The sequence below is a fragment of the Pelagibius sp. genome (assembly GCF_965249265.1).
In the GTDB taxonomy this organism is placed as follows: Bacteria; Pseudomonadota; Alphaproteobacteria; order Kiloniellales; family Kiloniellaceae; genus Pelagibius.
In genome coordinates this window covers 5,264,598-5,281,362 of the sequence record NZ_OZ252224.1, presented here as the reverse complement: position 1 = coordinate 5,281,362, position 16,765 = coordinate 5,264,598, and the positions used below count along the sequence as shown (strand labels likewise).

General features: G+C 66.5%; 14 protein-coding genes. 11 read left to right on the top strand and 3 right to left on the bottom strand.

The window, feature by feature from the left end; translation table 11 throughout:
• Window positions 1-3: 3 nt before the first annotated feature.
• On the bottom strand, window positions 4-1,536 hold the full coding sequence (locus ACP146_RS24540) for a PLP-dependent aminotransferase family protein (protein ID WP_422369388.1): 1,533 nt from the start codon (window positions 1,534-1,536) through the stop codon (window positions 4-6).
• Between the two features lie 136 nt (window positions 1,537-1,672).
• On the opposite strand from ACP146_RS24540, the gene ACP146_RS24535 reads away from it, so the two are divergent.
• Both ACP146_RS24535 and ACP146_RS24530 read left to right on the top strand, forming a co-directional pair.
• Window positions 1,673-2,338: a pyridoxamine 5'-phosphate oxidase family protein gene (locus tag ACP146_RS24535; RefSeq protein WP_422369387.1), complete on the top strand. Its 666-nt coding sequence runs from the start codon at window positions 1,673-1,675 to the stop codon at window positions 2,336-2,338.
• Window positions 2,339-2,407: 69 nt separating this feature from the next.
• The gene (locus ACP146_RS24530; RefSeq protein WP_422369386.1) at window positions 2,408-3,364 is read left to right on the top strand and encodes a DMT family transporter; all 957 of its coding nucleotides are present in this window, start codon (window positions 2,408-2,410) and stop codon (window positions 3,362-3,364) included.
• A 35-nt stretch (window positions 3,365-3,399) separates the two neighbouring features.
• Here ACP146_RS24530 and ACP146_RS24525 read toward each other — a convergent pair whose 3' ends face one another.
• Window positions 3,400-3,675: a DUF1674 domain-containing protein gene (locus ACP146_RS24525; protein ID WP_422369385.1), complete on the bottom strand. Its 276-nt coding sequence runs from the start codon at window positions 3,673-3,675 to the stop codon at window positions 3,400-3,402.
• Between the two features lie 143 nt (window positions 3,676-3,818).
• Here ACP146_RS24525 and htpX point away from each other — a divergent pair, with 143 nt between their 5' ends.
• The 3 genes from htpX to rsmB all read left to right on the top strand — a co-directional run bounded on the left by htpX (window position 3,819) and on the right by rsmB (window position 7,287).
• The gene (gene htpX / locus ACP146_RS24520) at window positions 3,819-4,697 is read left to right on the top strand and encodes a zinc metalloprotease HtpX (protein ID WP_422369384.1); all 879 of its coding nucleotides are present in this window, start codon (window positions 3,819-3,821) and stop codon (window positions 4,695-4,697) included.
• Window positions 4,698-4,773: 76 nt separating this feature from the next.
• Complete coding sequence (locus tag ACP146_RS24515; RefSeq protein WP_422369383.1) at window positions 4,774-5,892, top strand: mandelate racemase/muconate lactonizing enzyme family protein; 1,119 nt, start codon at window positions 4,774-4,776, stop codon at window positions 5,890-5,892.
• A 72-nt stretch (window positions 5,893-5,964) separates the two neighbouring features.
• Window positions 5,965-7,287 (top strand): 16S rRNA (cytosine(967)-C(5))-methyltransferase RsmB, encoded by a 1,323-nt coding sequence (gene rsmB / locus ACP146_RS24510; RefSeq protein WP_422369382.1) that lies wholly within the window; start codon window positions 5,965-5,967, stop codon window positions 7,285-7,287.
• Here the strand turns inward: rsmB and ACP146_RS24505 are convergent.
• The gene (locus tag ACP146_RS24505; protein ID WP_422369381.1) at window positions 7,284-8,033 is read right to left on the bottom strand and encodes a hypothetical protein; all 750 of its coding nucleotides are present in this window, start codon (window positions 8,031-8,033) and stop codon (window positions 7,284-7,286) included. The two genes, rsmB and ACP146_RS24505, sit on opposite strands and share 4 nt — an antisense overlap.
• Before the next feature lie 156 nt (window positions 8,034-8,189).
• Between ACP146_RS24505 and rpe the strand changes: the two genes are divergently transcribed.
• From rpe to ACP146_RS24475, 6 genes are all read left to right on the top strand, one after another.
• Window positions 8,190-8,855 (top strand): ribulose-phosphate 3-epimerase, encoded by a 666-nt coding sequence (rpe, locus tag ACP146_RS24500; RefSeq protein ID WP_422369380.1) that lies wholly within the window; start codon window positions 8,190-8,192, stop codon window positions 8,853-8,855.
• 41 nt (window positions 8,856-8,896) lie between these two features.
• Window positions 8,897-10,660: a heparinase II/III family protein gene (locus tag ACP146_RS24495; protein WP_422369379.1), complete on the top strand. Its 1,764-nt coding sequence runs from the start codon at window positions 8,897-8,899 to the stop codon at window positions 10,658-10,660.
• A 1-nt stretch (window position 10,661) separates the two neighbouring features.
• A complete protein-coding gene (locus tag ACP146_RS24490) occupies window positions 10,662-11,717 on the top strand; it encodes an MraY family glycosyltransferase (RefSeq protein WP_422369378.1) in 1,056 nt (351 codons plus the stop codon).
• Between the two features lie 60 nt (window positions 11,718-11,777).
• Entirely contained in the window at window positions 11,778-13,706 is a 1,929-nt protein-coding gene (locus ACP146_RS24485) for a polysaccharide biosynthesis protein (RefSeq protein WP_422369377.1), read from the top strand.
• 165 nt (window positions 13,707-13,871) lie between these two features.
• On the top strand, window positions 13,872-15,452 hold the full coding sequence (gene purH, locus ACP146_RS24480) for a bifunctional phosphoribosylaminoimidazolecarboxamide formyltransferase/IMP cyclohydrolase (RefSeq protein WP_422369376.1): 1,581 nt from the start codon (window positions 13,872-13,874) through the stop codon (window positions 15,450-15,452).
• A 192-nt stretch (window positions 15,453-15,644) separates the two neighbouring features.
• Complete coding sequence (locus ACP146_RS24475) at window positions 15,645-16,763, top strand: response regulator (RefSeq protein WP_422369375.1); 1,119 nt, start codon at window positions 15,645-15,647, stop codon at window positions 16,761-16,763.
• The last annotated feature ends 2 nt before the right edge of the window (window positions 16,764-16,765 follow it).

The following is a 16,765-nucleotide window of genomic DNA, read 5'->3' as shown; positions in this document are numbered from 1 at the left end:
CGATCAACCCAAGCGTCGGCGCAGAGCCTCGCCCAACCGTTCCGCCTGCCGCACGATCTCGTCTTCCGGCACGGCGGCGTAGCCGAGCAGCAGGCCCTGGCGCGTCGGCGCGCCGCAGAAGTAATCGGCAAGCGGGGCAACGGCGATGCCGGCCTCGGCGGCGATCTGCGCCGCCCGCTTGTCGCCCAGCTTATCGGCCACATCGGGCTTCAGCCAGGCCATCAGGTGGAGGCCGGCATCGTCGGGGGCGACGGTGAGCAGGTCGGCCAGATGGGTTTTCGCCGCCGCCACCAGCGCCGCCTGCCGGGCCGCGTAAAGGCGGCGCATGCGGCGGAAGTGGGTGGCGAAATGGCCCTCGTCGATGAAGGCCGCGAGCACCGGCTGCACGAGGGCCGAGGGCAAGGCGCCGAAGGCCGCATGACCGGCGGTGAACGGTTCGATCAAGGCTTCGGGCACCACCAGGTAACCGAGGCGGATCGCCGGAAACAGCACCTTGGAGAAAGTGCCGACATAGATCACCCGCCCGGCCTCGCCGCGCCCGGCAGCCAGGCCCTGAAGGGAAGCCAACGGCCGCCCGGCGTAGCGATACTCGCTGTCGTAGTCGTCCTCCAAAATCCAGGCATCGGCCCCGCGCGCCCATTCCAGCAGTTCCAGACGGCGGGCCAGGGAGAGGGTCGTGCCCAGCGGGTAATGGTGAGAGGGCGTGACGATGGCGGCCCGCGCCTTGGGCGCCAGGCTGCGCCCGGCGGCGACCGAGATGCCTTCGCTGTCCAGCGGCACCGGCGCCACCTCGACCCCCGCGGCGATCAGCGGCCCGCGCAGACCGACGTAGCCCGGCTCCTCGATCCAGACCGCCTCGCCCGGCTCCAGCAGCATCTGCACGACCAGGCCGATGGCCGCCTGCGCCCCCGCGGTGACGATGATCTGACGCCAGTCGCAGACGAGGCCGCGATAGCTGTTGAGGTAGGCGGCGATGGCTTCGCGCAGCGGCTGGAACCCGGCGGGGTTGCCGAGCTGCAGCAGCGCCGGATCGGGGCGGCGCCAGGTCCGGGTGTGCAGCCGCGCCCAGAGATCGAAGGGAAAGTCCTCGGTGTCGGGCACGCCCGGCGTAAAGGCGCGGCGGTGGCGATAGTCACGGTCGCGCAGACCGACGATGGCGCGGCCATGAGCGGCGAGACGGGGTGCGCGGCCGGCATCGGCAATCGGCTGGGTCTTTGCCTTTGCGGCCCTGTTTACGCCCAGCAGGTCCTCGGGCAGGACACGGCAGACGAAGGTGCCGGAGCCGGCATGCCCTTCGAGATAGCCCTCGCTGAGCAACTGGTCGAAGGCGGTGACCACGGTGTTGCGCGAACAGCCGAGTTCCTTGGCCAAAACGCGGCTCGACGACAGGCGCGCGCCCGGCGCCAGGCGGCCGGCCAGGATGACGTCGCGCAGTTGCGCGCAGAGCTGCTGTTGCAGAGGCGCCGGCGCGCTGCGGTCCAGCGCCAGGGCCAAAAGCGGTGTGCGGCGGCTGCCGCGCGGCGAGCTGTTCCCCATGCTCCATCCAGAAAACGGCGCTTAGCAGAAAGTGGTCCGTAAGAATATCAGAAAGCGGCTCTTTTTGGAAAACCACATTGGCTCTAGCTTGCGCGCCAGCCAGAACCGCATTACCGCATTTCAAAGGAAGTCTGCCATGAGCGGCACAACGGAGCCCTTCGTTCCCACCGCGCGCACCAAGGTGAAGCGCGCCCACGAGCGTGGCCATTATGATCGGGAGACGGTCTACGCCATCCTCGATGCCGGGCTGATGTGCCACGTCGGCTACGTGATCGACGGGCAGCCCTATGTCACCCCGACAGCCTATTGGCGGGAGGGCGACAGGGTCTACTGGCACGGCTCCTCCGCCAGCAAGATGCTGCGCCATGTGAAACAGGGGCCGCCGGTCTGCTTCACCGTGGCGCTGATGGACGGCCTCGTCCTCGCCCGCTCCGGCTTTCATACCTCGGTCAACTACCGCAGCGTCATGGCCATGGGCCAGGCCGAGGTGATCGAAGACCCGGCCGACAAGCTGGCCAAGCTGGAAGCGATGCTGGAGCGCATCGTGCCCGGCCGCTGGCCCGAACTGCGGGCACCGACGGCACAGGAGGTGAAGGCCACCACCGTCGTCTCGCTGAAGCTGGAGGAAGTGGTCGCCAAGGTGCGCAGCGGCGGCCCCATCGACGATGACGAAGACATGGACCTGGACGTCTGGGCCGGCGTGGTGCCGACCCCCACCACCATCGGCGCAGCCCTGGACGACCCCGCCCTGAAAGCCGGCGTGGCGCAGCCCGCGAACCTTGCCAAGATCCGTATCGGATAGGCAGGCGGAAATAGCACCTATGCCGTAACCGCGTTTGCGGGCCCGCCTTGCGCGGTATATCAGCAAACCATGTCAAAGCGGTCCAAGCCCGCCGCCCCGATGTCCGGCGCCTCAGTAGCGGGCAATCCAGTAGCGGGCAGCAACCTATCGGGCAATCCCTGGAGTCTGGCGGGCCTTTCGGCCGCCGGCCTGTTCGTTGTGCTCTGGAGCACCGGCTTCATCGGCGCCAAGCTGGGGTTGCCGCACGCCGAGCCCATGACCTTTCTGGCCCTGCGTTTTGCCATCGCCGCGGTGCTGCTGGGGTTGCTGGCGCTCGTCACTGGCGCGCCCTGGCCAAAGGACTGGCGCAGTGTCGCCCATCTCGCCGTCGCCGGACTGCTGCTGCACGGTCTCTATCTCGGCGGCGTTTTCGCCGGGATCGACCAGGGCGTGGAAGCGGGCGTTTCGGCGCTCATCGTCGGCATCCAACCGGTGCTGGTGGCGGCCCTGGCCGGAGTGCTGCTAGGCGAGCGCGTGACGCGGCGGCAGTGGCTCGGCCTCTTCCTGGCGGTGGGCGGTGTGACCCTGGTGGTCTGGCGCAAGCTGGACGCCGGTCTCGGCACGGTAGAGGGGGTCGGGCTCTGCCTTCTCGCCCTGCTCGGCATCACCGCGGCGACGCTCTATCAGAAACGCTTTTGCGCCGACATGGATCTGCGCAGCGGCTCGGTCATCCAATACTGTGCCGCCGGCCTCGGCTGCGGCGTCTTCTCGCTGGCCCTGGAAGACCAGGTCATCGTCTGGCACCCCGACTTTATCATCGCCATGACCTGGCTGGTGCTGGTGCTCTCCCTCGGCGCGGTCAGCCTGCTTTACTGGCTGATTAAACGCGGCGCGGCCTCGCGGGTCTCCAGCCTGTTCTTCCTGGCGCCGCCGGTGACAGCGCTGATCGCCTGGCCGCTGTTCGGCGAGACTCTCGGCCCCACCGCCCTGGCCGGCATGCTGCTGACCGTGGTCGGCGTCGCTCTGGTGAATCTGGAGAAAAGCTAGAAGAATTCGCGTCGACTTCGGCTCACGCCGGAACCCTAGAAATCCACGCAGATGCCTTTGCGTTCCCAGTCCCCGTAGCGGGTCGGTTCGGGGCCGCTGGGGCCGCCCAGTTCCTTGGGCGTTTTTTCCCCAACAGGCTTTTCAAGGGCGGACTTTTTCCCGGCAGGCTCTTCCAGGGCCGCGTCTTTGACGGCGGCTCGGGCTGGGAGCGCCGTGGGATCGGCAGATTCCTTGGCTTCCGGCAGGGTCGTCAGGGGATCGACGGCTGCTTTGCGGGGCTTCGGCTGACGGGCTGTGAACTTCAGAACCATGCCCTTTATATGGCATCGCGGAGGCCCCGCGCCAAGTCTTGAAGCCTCCCGTCGGGACCCCCACCTGAGGTTGGGGAAAATCCCCTGAAACACTGCAAAAACAGGAGTCTGCGGCCTTCGCCGCCGCCACGGTCGAAAACATGATGAACAGCCTGCGTACCGGTATCCTGATGGCCGCCATGACCGGCCTGTTCCTGGCTGTCGGCTTTCTGCTGGGCGGCACCGGCGGCATGATCATCGCCTTTGTCGTGGCCCTGGGCATGAACGCCTTTGCCTACTGGAATTCCGACAAGATGGTGCTGCGCATGTATAAGGCGCGCCAAGTCGACCGGGCCGGCGCGCCGCAGCTCTACGGCCTGGTGGAGCAGCTCGCCGACAACGCCGAACTGCCGATGCCCAAGGTCTATGTGATCGACGACGACCAGCCCAATGCCTTCGCCACCGGGCGCAATCCGGAAAATGCCGCCGTGGCCGCCACCACCGGTCTGATGCGGCGCCTGACCTCCGAAGAACTGGCCGGGGTCATGGCCCACGAGCTGGCCCATGTGAAGAACCGCGACACCCTGACCATGACCATCACCGCGACCATCGCGGGCGCGATTTCCATGCTGGCCAACTTCGGCCTCTTCTTCGGCAACAGCCGCAACAACCCCCTGGGCTTCGTCGGCGTGATCCTGATCATGATCCTGGCGCCGATGGCCGCCGCCCTGGTGCAGATGGCGATCTCGCGGACCCGGGAATACGCCGCCGACCGCATGGGCGCGGAGATCTGCGGCCAGCCGCTGTGGCTCGCCTCGGCCCTGCAGAAGATCGACCGGGCGGCGCGCGGTATCGACAACGAGGTCGCCGAGAGCAATCCCGCAACAGCCCATATGTTCATCATCAATCCGCTTCACGCCAACCAGATGGACGGGCTCTTCACCACCCACCCGCGCACCGCAAACCGCATTCAGCGGCTGCAGCAGATGGCGCAGGAGATGGGCCAGTCCGTGCACCGCCCCAAGCCGCGCCCCTGGGGTTAGGTCGGGGGGGGTTAGGCGAAACCGCCGGCCGTCGGTTAGTCTGCTGCCCGCAATCAATCGGGCAGCGGGAATCACTATGGATGAATTCAAGATCCGCAGTATGGAAGCGGACCTCTTTGCGGTGCCGCTTGCCGAGGTGCTGAGCGACGCCATGCACGGCGATCACAGCCACTTCGAGGTGATCACCGCACGCATCGCTTTGGCGAACGGGCTTGAGGGCATCGGCTACAGCTACACCGGCGGGCGCGGCGGCCATGCGGTCCACGCCGTGGTGCAGCACGACCTGGCACCGCTGCTGAAGGGACGCGATGCCCAGGATGTCGAAGCACTCTTCGACGTCATGAACAGCTACCTGCACTATGTCGGGCGCGGCGGCATCGCCGCCATGGCGATCTCCGCCGTCGACATCGCGCTCTGGGATCTGCGCGGCAAGGCAACCAACCAATCCCTGCGGCAGATGGCCGGCGGCGCCGGCAGCGCCGCCAAGGCCTATCGCGGCGGAATCGATCTCGGCTATTCCCAGGAAAAACTGCTCGCCAGCGTGCAGGGCTATCTCGACGAGGGATTCAACGGCGTGAAGATCAAGGTCGGCCGCCCCGAGCTGGCGGAGGACATCGCCCGGGCGGCGGCGGTGCGCGACCTCATCGGCCCCGGGCGCGCCTTCATGGTCGATGCCAACTATGCCCTCACCGTCGAACAGGCGATCGCCGCCGCCGAGGCCTTCAAGGCTTTCGACCCTCTGTGGTTCGAGGAGCCGACCGACCCGGAAGACTATCAAGGCTACGCCCGCATCGCCGCGGCCACCGGCCTGCCCCTCGCCATGGGCGAGAACCAGCGCAGCCTGCACGAATTCCGCCTCGCCTTTTCACAGGCCGGTCTTTCCTTCATCCAGCCCGATGCCGGTAACTGCGGCGGCATCACCGCCTTTCTTCGGGTGGCCGAGTTGGCGCGGAAACACGGCATCCCGGTCTGCTCCCACGGCATGCAGGAACTGCACGTCAGTCTGCTGGCCGGGCTCGCCCAACCCGACGACCCCAAGGCCGGCTGGCTGGAAGTACACAGCTTTCCCATCGACGCCTACACCACCCGGCCCCTGGTGATGGAGAACCATCTGGCGCTGGCCCCCGACAGGCCGGGAACCGGTGTCGCCTTCGACTGGGACAGGCTGAAGCCGCACCGCGCGGCGACCGGCTGAGGCTTTCAAGCGACCCCGGGGTTTGCAGGAGGGGCTTGCAGGAGAGGAGCCGGGGCCTTACAGCCTAGCCCGATGACCGACAACCGAAAATCAAACGGCCCGGAAACCAAAGGCGGCGACGCACGCCGAACGGCCCTCGCGATCCTGCGTTCTGTGCTGGAAGAAGAGCGGCCGCTGGACGAGGTGCTGGCTCAGAACAGCCATCTGGCCAAGCTGGCGCCGCGCGACCGCGGTTTCGCCCGCCTGCTGGTGGCAACGACCCTGCGCCGCCTGGGACAGATCGATATCGTCATCGACCACTGCCTCGACCGGCCCATCAAGGCCAAGGACGAAGTGCTGCGCCAGATCCTGCGCCTCGGCGCGGTGCAGTTGCTGTTCCTCGGCACCCCGCCCCATGCCGCGGTGAACACCGCCCTGGAACTGGCCCGGGGGCCGCGCCTGGCCGGACAGCGCGGCCTGTTGAATGCGGTGCTCCGCCGCCTGTCGCGCGAAGGCGAGGCCCTGGTCGCGGACCAGGATGCCGCGCGCCTCAACACGCCGGACTGGCTATGGCAGAGCTGGTGCGACGCTTACGGCGAGGAAACCACCCGCGCCATCGCCCTGGCTCAGCTCGCCGAACCGCCCCTGGACCTGAGCTGCAAAGAAGACCTTCGCACCTGGGCCATCACCCTGGGCGCGGAAATCCTGCCCGGCGGCAGCCTGCGCCTCACCGGCAGCCAGGGCGACATCGCCCGTCTGGCCGGCTACGCCGAAGGAGCCTGGTGGGTGCAGGACGCCGCCGCCGCCGTGCCCGCCCGCCTGCTGGGCGACATCGCCGGGAAATCGGTTTTCGATCTCTGCGCCGCGCCGGGCGGTAAGACCGCGCAACTCGCCGCCCTGGGCGCCGAGGTGATCGCGGTGGAGCGGGCCAAGCACCGCATGCCGAGGCTGGACGAGAACCTGAAACGCCTGGGCCTGGGCGCCGCCACCGTCTGCGCCGACGCCACCCGCTGGCAACCGCCGGCCCCGGCCGATGCCATTCTGCTGGATGCCCCCTGTTCGGCCACCGGTACCCTGCGCCGCCATCCCGACATTGCCCTGCTGAAGGGCCCGGCGCACATCACGACCCTGGTGAAAACCCAGGACAAGCTGCTGGATGCGGCGGTGACGATGCTGAAGCCGGGCGGTCTGCTGGTCTATGCCGTCTGCTCCCTGCAGCCCGAGGAAGGGCCGCAGCGCATCGCCGCCCTGCTGGAACGGAACCCGGATCTTGAGCGGGTGCCCGTTACAGCGGCAGAATTACCGGGCATGGAAGAAGCCATCACGACAGACGGCGACTTCCGCAGCCTGCCCTGCCATCTGGCCGAAAGCGGCGGCCTCGACGGCTTCTATGCCTGCCGGCTCAGATTGGCTTAGGACTGGCCATCGTCCTCGATGATCGAGGGTGTGATGAAGATGCGGAGCTGTCTTTTGTCGCCTTCATGCACCGTGCCTTTGAACAGCCGGCCCAGGACCGGAATGTCGCCAAGGAAAGGCAGCTTGTCCCGCTCCGTCTCGTCGACCCGGTTCAGGCCGCCCAGGACAACGGCGGTCTCGGGACCGGCGGTGCCTGCCAGCAGGCTTTCCACCGAGGGCAGCGTGCCAAGCTCCCCGAGATCGTCTGACACGACGTCGATGATCTTGGGTTCCATCACAAGCTGGTAGACGCCCGGGCCGTTGACGACGGCAAGTTCGGCATCGCTGACATCAATGCTGTCATCGATCACGGCGAACAGGCTGTCTGCCCCGGCGAGATAGGCCGCCCCGACCTCGTTCTCCGCATTGAAGTCCGACGCATCGAGCCGGTCACCGAAGAGGCTGCCGAGCAGTGGCACATCGCCGACGTCGACCTTGTCCAGGTTCTTGAAATCCACCCCGAAGGATGTGCGGACAATGTGGATGAAGCGGGTCTGAACCAGGATCACCGTTTTGATGCGCAGGGTCCCGTCATCACCCAGGGTGACCGGCAGATAACCCAAGCGGCCGTTCTCATGGCGCGACTGACCGTCGCGATCCTCAGACCGATTTTCATTCTTGTTTTCCAGAGTGGCCGAGGCACCGGTCGGCAGCGCCGCCAGCATCAGCATCGCCAAGGTGGCGGCAATAACCGCTCGTTGAATCATGGCCCTATCCCTCCCCCTTAGGATATTAACGGTTTCTGATGATAGCAGAACGAACAACCCGCCGGGGGACGCTACCCCTTATGGGGCGGCTTGCGGGCGCGGGGCCCGGCTGATACCTAGAGGGCGTTACGCCAAACCAGCGGGACCCGCGCTTTCATGCAGCAGAACGTTCGCATCGCCCCCTCCATTCTGGCCGCTGACTTCGCCCGCATGGGCGAGGAGGTGCGCGCCGTCACCGAGGCCGGTGCCGACTACATCCACATCGACGTGATGGACGGCCACTTCGTGCCCAACATCACCCTGGGCCCCGACATGGTGGCGGCAATCCGCCCGCAGTCCGATCTGGTCTTCGACGTCCATTTGATGATCGCGCCGGCGGATCTCTTCATCGAGCCTTTTGCCAAGGCCGGCGCCGACATCATCACCGTGCATCCGGAAGCCGGACCGCATCTGCACCGCAGCCTGCAGATGATCAAGGGCCTCGGCAAAAAAGCCGGCATCGCCTTGAACCCGGCAACGCCGCTGGATGTCGTCGACCTGGTGATCGGGGATGTCGACCTGATCCTCTGCATGAGCGTGAACCCCGGCTTCGGCGGCCAGAGCTTCATTCCCGGCACCCTGGACAAGCTGAAGGAACTGCGCCGCATGATCGACGCCAGCGGGCGTCAGATCGACCTGGAAGTGGACGGCGGCATCAACCCGCAGACGGCACCGGAAGCCGCCGGCGCCGGCGCCGACCTGCTGGTCGCCGGCACCGCGGTCTTCAAGGGCGGCCCGCAGGCCTACGCGCCGAACATCCGAAGCCTGCGCGGCGAGCGCTGATGGCCTTGGGCAGCCCCGCGGATAGCAACGCGAAGGCTGGCATGACCGCCGCCCCCGACCGCGCTTCCAAAAAAAATGGCGCCTCAAAAGCCGCCGTCTCCAGCCCCGGCGCTGCCGGGCTTTGGCTTGAAAGCTACCGGCGCTGGCGCCTGCTGCCGAGGGATCTCGCCTGGAACCGCCTTGCCTACCGCTTGCGCCGCCCGCTTTTTTCCCTGCCCGAGGCACCTTGGCGTGACGGCGGCACACCGGCGGCAAGCGTCGCCCTGGTGCCGCCCGACCCCTGGCCGGGCAAGGCCGAAAGAGGCACGGCGATCGTCGATGACAGCTTTCATTTTCTCGGCCGCAGCCTGCACAAACCGGCGCCGCTCTGGCAGCCCCTGGGCATGGAGGAGGCTTGGCTGAAACGCCTGCACGGCTTCGGCTGGCTGCGCGACCTGCGCGCCGCCGGGGGCGATGCGCCGCGGCGCAAGGCCCGCGCCCTGGTCGCCGACTGGATCGCGCAGAACCGCCGATGGTCGGCGGTCGCCTGGGACCCGGTGGTGACCGCCGAACGGCTGGCCCATTGGTTCAGCCAGTACGAGTTCTTCGCCGCCAGCGCCGAGGTCACGTTCCGCCAGACCATGCTGTCGAGCAGCCGCCAGCAGGCCCGCTATCTGGCCGCCACCCTGCCGGCCGGACTGAGCGGCGCCAAGCTGATCACCGCCGCCAAGGGCCTCTGCTATGCCGGGCTCTGCCTGCAGGATGCCGCGCCCTGGCTCGACCGCGGTCTGGAGATTCTGCTGCAGGCGCTGGACCGTCAGTTGCTGCCGGACGGCGGGCAGCGGGAACGCTCTCCCACCCTGCTGCTTTCGGTGCTGCGCGACTGCATCGACCTGCGCGCGGCGCTGCTGGCGGCGGGCCGCGAGGTGCCGGACGATCTTTCCCTGCGCATCGAGGGCATGGTGTCGCTGCTGCGCCTGATGCAGCACGGCGACGGCGGGCTCGCCTTGTTCAACGGCAGCAACGAGGGCGAAGACCTGCAGATCGACATGGTCCTGCAGCGCTGCGGCGGCAAAAAGGTTCAGTTGCAGTCGGCGCCGAACACCGGCTTTCAGCGTCTTCAGGCGGGCCGCAGCCTGGTCCTGGTCGACAGCGGCCAGCCGCCGGCACCGGGCTACGATCACGCCGCCCATGCCGGTACCCTGAGTTTCGAGATGTCGGTCGGCCGCGAACGCATGATCGTCAACTGCGGCGCCCAGACCGGCAGCAACACCTGGCAGGTGGCGCAACGCACCACCGCGGCGCATTCGACCCTGGTGGTGGACGAGACGAACTCGGCGGCGCTTTTTGCCAGCGGCGGCTTTTCCCGGCGGCCGACCAACATCACCTGCCGACGTGACGAGGACGAAGGCGCGATCTGGCTGGAGGCCGGACACGACGGCTACCGCGCACCCTTCGGCCTGCTCCACCGGCGGCGGCTTTATCTCGCCGCTTCCGGCGAGGATCTGCGCGGCGAGGACTGCCTGACCGCGGCGGAGCAGGCGCTGCCCGACCTGCCCTTCGCCATTCGCTTCCACCTGCATCCCCTGGTTCAGGCCATGGCGGCGCAGGACGGCCGTTCGGTGGTGTTGCGTCTGGCCAAGGGCGGCGGCTGGCGGCTGCGGGCCGGCGGAGCCACCGTCGGGCTGGAGCCGAGCGTCTACCTGGGCGCACCCGGACAGGTCCGGCGCAGCCAGCAGATCGTGCTGTCCGGTACCACCGGCGGCGGCAACGACAAGAGTTACACGGTCAAATGGGCGCTGCAGCGCCTCGGCAGTGGAAACTGACGTGCCGGCTGGGCTTACTGGTGGGTCGGTTTTTGCCGTCGCGCTCGTCGCCGTCGCCCTGGCCTCTTGGGCCGCCACGGGCATCGTTCTGCGCCTGCTCAAACGCTGGCAGGTCCTCGACCAGCCCAACCACCGCAGCAGTCACAAGGTGGCGACGCCGCGCGGCGGCGGTTTGGCGGTTGTATCGGTAATCGCGCTCGCCTGGATCGCCGCCGCCCTTTTCGGCGAGGCCTTCGTCCCTTGGTTCTGGCCGGTTATCGGCGGACTGGCGGTGCTCGCCGGGGTTTCCTGGTTTGACGATTTGCGCTCTCTGCCCGCCAGCCTGCGCCTTGCCGTCCAAGCCGCCGCGGTGGCTCTCGGGCTCTGGGGCATGGGAGGCAGCGCCCTGGTTTTCCAGGGACTGCTGCCGCCGCTCGTCGATCACCTGATCGCCGCCCTTTTGTGGCTTTGGTTCATCAACCTGTTCAACTTCATGGACGGGATCGATGGCATTACCGCCGTGGAGACCATCACCGTCGCCGGTGGACTGGCGCTCTGCTTCGCCCTCTTCAGCCCCTCGTTCAACGCCATCTTTTGGCCGGCCAGCCTGGCAGCGGCGGCCTTGGGCTTCCTGTGGTGGAACTGGGCGCCGGCGCGGATCTTCCTGGGCGATGTGGGCTCCGTTTCCTTGGGCTACCTCTTGGGCTGGCTGCTGATTTTGCTGGCCGGGCTCGGGTACTGGGCCGCGGCCCTGATCCTGCCGCTCTACTATCTGGCCGATGCAACCTGGACGCTCTGCCGCCGGGCCCTGCGCGGCGAAGCGGTCTGGCGGGCCCACCGCGAGCACTTCTATCAGCAGGCCGTGCAGCGCGGCTTCAGCCACGCCGCGGTGACCTTGCGTATTCTCGCCTGCAACATGGTTCTGGTGGCCCTGGCCCTGGCCTCCGTGGCCGGATTGCCGGCGCCGGCGGCCCTGGGGCTTGCCTGTCTTGCGGTTGCCGTTCTTCTGTTTATGCTGACAAAGCAGAGGCCGCCGGCCGTGACCGGCCGTAATCGGGGCGAAAACGGAGCGACCTGACAGGCGTTGCGGCGCGGAAACCGCCCGGGCCGCAGCGGCAAGGGGAAACAGGAACCATCGATGAAACTGGGTTCAGCCAAGTTCCCAAAACAGATTGTCGCCTTCTTCCATGATCTTTTCATGGCCGGTGCGGCCTTTCTGATCGCGCTGTTCCTGCGTATGGGCGAGGCGGCCTGGACGTCCTTCCTCGACAGCCTCTGGCAGCCGATGCTGTTGTTCACCTCTGTCTGCGGCCTGGTCTTTCTGACCACCGGGCTCTACCGCGGCGTCTGGCGCTATGCCTCGATGAACGACCTGATAGCGATCATCAGGGCGGTGTCACTGGCGCTGGCGATTTTCCTGCCGGTTACCTTTATGATTACGCGCCTGGATGCGCTGCCGCGGTCCTGGCTGTTTATTTCCTGGTTCGTCCTGATCTTTCTGCTCGGCGCGCCGCGCATGGCCTATCGCGTGTTCAGGGACCAGGGTTTTCGCCACCTGCTGGAGAACGACCGCCATCGCCGCGTGCCGGTTCTGCTGATCGGCGCCGGTGATGCGGCGGAGACCTTCATCCGCGAAATGGCGCGCGACCGCGATGGGCCCTTCGAGGTCCTCGGCGTGATCGACGAAAAAGGCACCCGCATCGGCCGCTACATTCATGGCGTGCGGGTGTACGGCGAGTTGAGCGATCTGCCGGAGGTGCTGCAGCGTCTGGCCAAGCGGGAGCGAAAACCCCAGCGCCTGATCCTGACCAAGCCCCTGACCCGCGAAGAGGTCGAGGCGGTGCTCCGCCTCGCCGACGAACAGGGATCGACCGTCGCGCGCCTGCCGCGGCTGACCGACTTCAGCGGCGGCGTCGAAGACCGCCTGCACATCCGCCCCATCGCCATCGAGGACCTGCTGGGCCGCACCCAGACCAAGCTCGACCGCCCGGCCATGGAGGCCCTGGTCCGCGGCCGGCGGGTTCTGGTGACCGGCGCCGGCGGATCGATCGGCGCCGAGTTGGTGCGGCAGATCGCGGCCTTCGGTCCGGCAAAGCTCACCCTCTTCGACAACTCCGAGTTCAATCTCTACAACATCGATATGGAACTGGCGGAACGCTATGAAGCGCTGCCGCGTCAGGCGCTGATCGGCGACGTACGCGATGCCGAAAGGGTCGACCGGCTGCTCGAGGAGGCCGCCCCCGATCTGGTGTTCCACGCCGCGGCGCTGAAGCATGTGCCGCTGGTCGAGCACAATCCCCTGGAAGGCATCCACACCAACGTCCTCGGCACCCGCAACATGGCCGAGGCCTGCCGCCGCCGGGGCGTTGCGGCCATGGTGCTGGTTTCCACCGACAAGGCGGTCAATCCGCCGAACGTCATGGGCGCGACGAAACGCCTGGCGGAGAGTTACTGCCAGGCCCTCGATCTGCTGCGCCAGTCCAGCGGCAGCGGCACCCGCTTTATCACGGTGCGCTTCGGCAACGTTCTCGGCTCGACCGGGTCGGTGGTGCCGCTGTTCCAGCGCCAACTGGCCGCGGGCGGCCCGCTTACGGTCACCGACCCGGAGATGACCCGCTATTTCATGACCATCCGCGAAGCGGTGGAACTGGTGCTGCAGGCCTCGGCCCTGGGCGCCAGCAGCCCGGCGGAAGAAGCCGGCCGGATCTATGTGCTGGACATGGGCGAACCGGTGAAGATCGTGGATCTGGCGCGCCAGATGATCCGCCTCTCCGGCCTCAGCCCGGACAAGGATGTCGAGATCACCTTCACCGGCCTCAGGCCCGGCGAGAAGCTGCACGAAGAGCTGTTCCACGACAGCGAAGCGCTGATCCCGACCAGTCATCCGGGCCTGCGCCAGGCCGCGCCGCGCACCGCCGACGCCGAACTGCTGGCCCGCAACCTGGATGACCTCGCCCGCCTCTTGGCCAAGGGCGACCGGAACGAGATTCTGCAGACCCTGCAGCGGCTGGTGCCGGAATTTCGCGGTGACCTGACCAGCGCGCGAAAGGCCGCCGCCGCATCTTGACGCCCCTTACGTCTTAAGGCCCGCGCATGTTGACGCCCCGACATCTTGACTGGGGGCCCGGCGGTGCCTACTAACCGGCTCATCGCGATGCCCGCCTGAAACCGACACCACGACCGCCGTCATGTCAGAACCTCGTTAGAAACCGCCAAACGGAGCTTCCCGCCGATGCCCCTCGACACGCCGATGCCTGTGAAACGCGCCCTCATTTCGGTCTCAGACAAGACCGGGCTGGCAGACTTCGGACGCTTCCTCTCTTCACAGGGGGTGGAGATTCTCTCGACCGGCGGTTCCGCACAGACCCTCGCGGAGGCCGGCATTCCGGTTGTCGAGGTCGCCAGCCATACCGGCTTCCCGGAAATCATGGGCGGCCGGGTGAAGACCCTGCATCCGAAGATCCACGGCGGCATTCTGGCGCGCCGCGACCTGCCGGCCCATGTCGCGGCCATGGAAGAACACGCCATCGCCGGCATCGATATGGTGGTCTCCAACCTCTATCCCTTCGAGGCGACGCTCGCCTCCGGCGCCGACTTCGACACCTGCGTCGAGAACATCGACATCGGCGGCCCGGCCATGGTGCGCGCCTCGGCCAAGAACCACGACTTCGTCACCATCATCACCGACCCGGCGGACTACGGCGCCGTGGAAACCGAGATGACCGCCAACAAGGGCGCTGTCGGCGCGGCCCTGCGCCGCCGCCTGGCCATGGTGGCCTTTGCCCATACCGCCGCCTATGACGCCATGATCGCTGGCTGGCTGGCCGGTGAAGTCGGCGAGACCTTCCCCAAGCGCCTCAGCGCCGCCGGCCGGTTGAAGCAGACCCTGCGCTACGGCGAGAACCCGCATCAGGAGGCGGCGGTTTATCTGCAGGGTCCGGCACGGCCCGGCGTTGCCACCGCGGAGCAACTGCAGGGCAAGGAGCTGAGCTACAACAACCTGAACGACACCAACGCCGCCTTCGAACTGGTCAGTGAGTTCGAGGCGCCGGCGGTGGCGATCATCAAGCATGCCAACCCCTGCGGCGTTGGCAGCCGCGACAGCCTGGCCGCGGCCTATGCCGAGGCGCTGGCCTGCGACCCGGTGTCCGCTTTTGGCGGCATCATTGCGGTAAACCGCCCCCTCGATGCGAAGACGGCAGAAGAAGTTGCGAAGCTTTTTGCCGAGGTGGTCATCGCCCCGGCGGTCGATGACAGCGCCCGCGCGGTGCTGGCGGCGAAAAAGAACCTGCGCGTCCTGGTCACCGGCGCCATGGCCGATCCCGCCGCGCCGGGCCTCGTCATGACGCCCCTCGCCGGCGGGTTTCTGGCCCAGAGCCGCGATAACGGAAGGGTCGCCGCTGACGCATTGAAGGTGGTCACGAAGCGCTCGCCGAGCGCGCGCGAACTGGCCGACATGATCTTTGCCTTCCGTGTTGCCAAGCATGTAAAATCGAATGCAATCGTATACGTCCGCGATGGCGCGACCGTCGGTATCGGGGCCGGCCAGATGAGCCGGGTGGATTCTTCACGGATCGCGGCCTGGAAAGCCAGGGAAGCGGCTGGCGAGGGCAAAACACCGAAGACCGAAGGATCTGTTGTGGCTTCCGATGCTTTCTTCCCCTTTGCCGACGGGCTGCTCGCCGCGGTGGAGGCCGGCGCCACCGCCGTCATACAGCCGGGGGGATCGATGCGCGACGATGAGGTGATCAAGGCCGCCGATGATGCCAGACTGGCCATGGTTTTTACGGGCATGCGGCACTTCCGCCATTGATACCGCAAATAGACAGGAATCGTCAGCGGTTTCCCGGCGCGGTAGCAGCCTTGGATTGTAGGTAATTTTTCATAAATTGCGTTTAGGTTTTCTTTTGATTGAGATTATAGCATGCAATCAAATCATCCGATTCAATCCGGATAAAATTGGGCGGCAAGCCTTGGTGCGTACTGACTGCGAAGCCGGGTAGCAATGCAGAAACTGAATTGGGACAACATCACCATCATGGTGGTCGACGACAATTCCTTTATGCGGAATTTGATCGTCACCACCCTGCGCGCGCTCGGCATCAGCGACATTGTGACCCAATCGAGTGCGAAAGGGGCCATCGAGGCCTTGCGCGAAAGCCGTAAGAACCCGGTAAAGGCGGGCATCGGCACCATCGACATCATTCTTTCCGATTTTGTCATGAGCGAAGTCGACGGCTCTCTGTTCCTGCGCTGGATCCGCACCGGCAAGCAGGCCCCGGATCGCTTCGTGCCCTTTCTGATGGTCTCGGGCGCCGCCGACCAGGACGTTGTCGAGCAGGCGCGGGATGCCGGGGTGACCGACTTCGTCGCCAAGCCGTTTTCCGCCAAATCCATCGCCGACCGGGTGCTCGAGGTCATCAAGAATCCGCGGCAGTTCGTTTTGGCGCCCGGGTATTTCGGACCGGATCGCCGGCGTCAGGACCGCCTGGTGGACTGGCGCACGCTCTATGACGACGACACGCCGCTGCAGGCGGACCGGCGGGTCACCAAGGCCGCTGAAATCCAGGTCATCCACGCCCGCTCCAACATCCGCAACCTGCGCGACGACGTGCGGGCGGTCTATTTCCGGCCGGCCAACAAGCTGCGTGACAAGCTCGGCCCCAATGCCATGCGCGGTCAGATCGACTTTGATCCGCTGGTGATCCAGGCGGCAGAGGAACGCATTCAGGAACTGGTCGGCGACTACTCGACCTGGGTGCGCAACTATCTGGTCTCCGTGACAAACTCCTACAACGCCCTCTGCAAGGGCGACGAGGACAAGAAGCACCACGTGCTCAATATCAACGCCATCGCCCACGAGCTGCGCGGCCAGGGCGGCATCTTCGACTACCCGCTGATCACCGCTTTCGGCAAAACGCTCTACGAGGCGACCATCGACACCGATGCCAAGGTCACCGAGAACCGCCTGAAGCTGATCGAAGCGCATATCGATGCCATCCGATTGGTCTTCACCAATAAGATCAGGGGCAAGGGGGGCGATGTCGGCAAAGCCCTGTTGAAGGACATCGAACGGGCGGTGAAGAAATACAGCGAGCCGCGCAAGGTCAAGGCCGCGTCATAGAT

Bases quoted from the DNA above. Each gene is read 5' to 3' on its own strand.
- ACP146_RS24515 (WP_422369383.1), top strand. From the start codon at position 4,774: ATGGATGAATTCAAGATCCGCAGTATGGAAGCGGACCTCTTTGCGGTG.
- ACP146_RS24505 (WP_422369381.1), bottom strand. From the start codon at position 8,033: ATGATTCAACGAGCGGTTATTGCCGCCACCTTGGCGATGCTGATGCTG.
- htpX (WP_422369384.1), top strand. From the start codon at position 3,819: ATGAACAGCCTGCGTACCGGTATCCTGATGGCCGCCATGACCGGCCTG.
- ACP146_RS24530 (WP_422369386.1), top strand. From the start codon at position 2,408: ATGTCAAAGCGGTCCAAGCCCGCCGCCCCGATGTCCGGCGCCTCAGTA.
- ACP146_RS24540 (WP_422369388.1), bottom strand. From the start codon at position 1,536: ATGGGGAACAGCTCGCCGCGCGGCAGCCGCCGCACACCGCTTTTGGCC.
- ACP146_RS24475 (WP_422369375.1), top strand. From the start codon at position 15,645: ATGCAGAAACTGAATTGGGACAACATCACCATCATGGTGGTCGACGAC.
- ACP146_RS24535 (WP_422369387.1), top strand. From the start codon at position 1,673: ATGAGCGGCACAACGGAGCCCTTCGTTCCCACCGCGCGCACCAAGGTG.
- ACP146_RS24495 (WP_422369379.1), top strand. From the start codon at position 8,897: ATGACCGCCGCCCCCGACCGCGCTTCCAAAAAAAATGGCGCCTCAAAA.
- rsmB (WP_422369382.1), top strand. From the start codon at position 5,965: ATGACCGACAACCGAAAATCAAACGGCCCGGAAACCAAAGGCGGCGAC.
- ACP146_RS24485 (WP_422369377.1), top strand. From the start codon at position 11,778: ATGAAACTGGGTTCAGCCAAGTTCCCAAAACAGATTGTCGCCTTCTTC.
- purH (WP_422369376.1), top strand. From the start codon at position 13,872: ATGCCCCTCGACACGCCGATGCCTGTGAAACGCGCCCTCATTTCGGTC.
- rpe (WP_422369380.1), top strand. From the start codon at position 8,190: ATGCAGCAGAACGTTCGCATCGCCCCCTCCATTCTGGCCGCTGACTTC.
- ACP146_RS24525 (WP_422369385.1), bottom strand. From the start codon at position 3,675: ATGGTTCTGAAGTTCACAGCCCGTCAGCCGAAGCCCCGCAAAGCAGCC.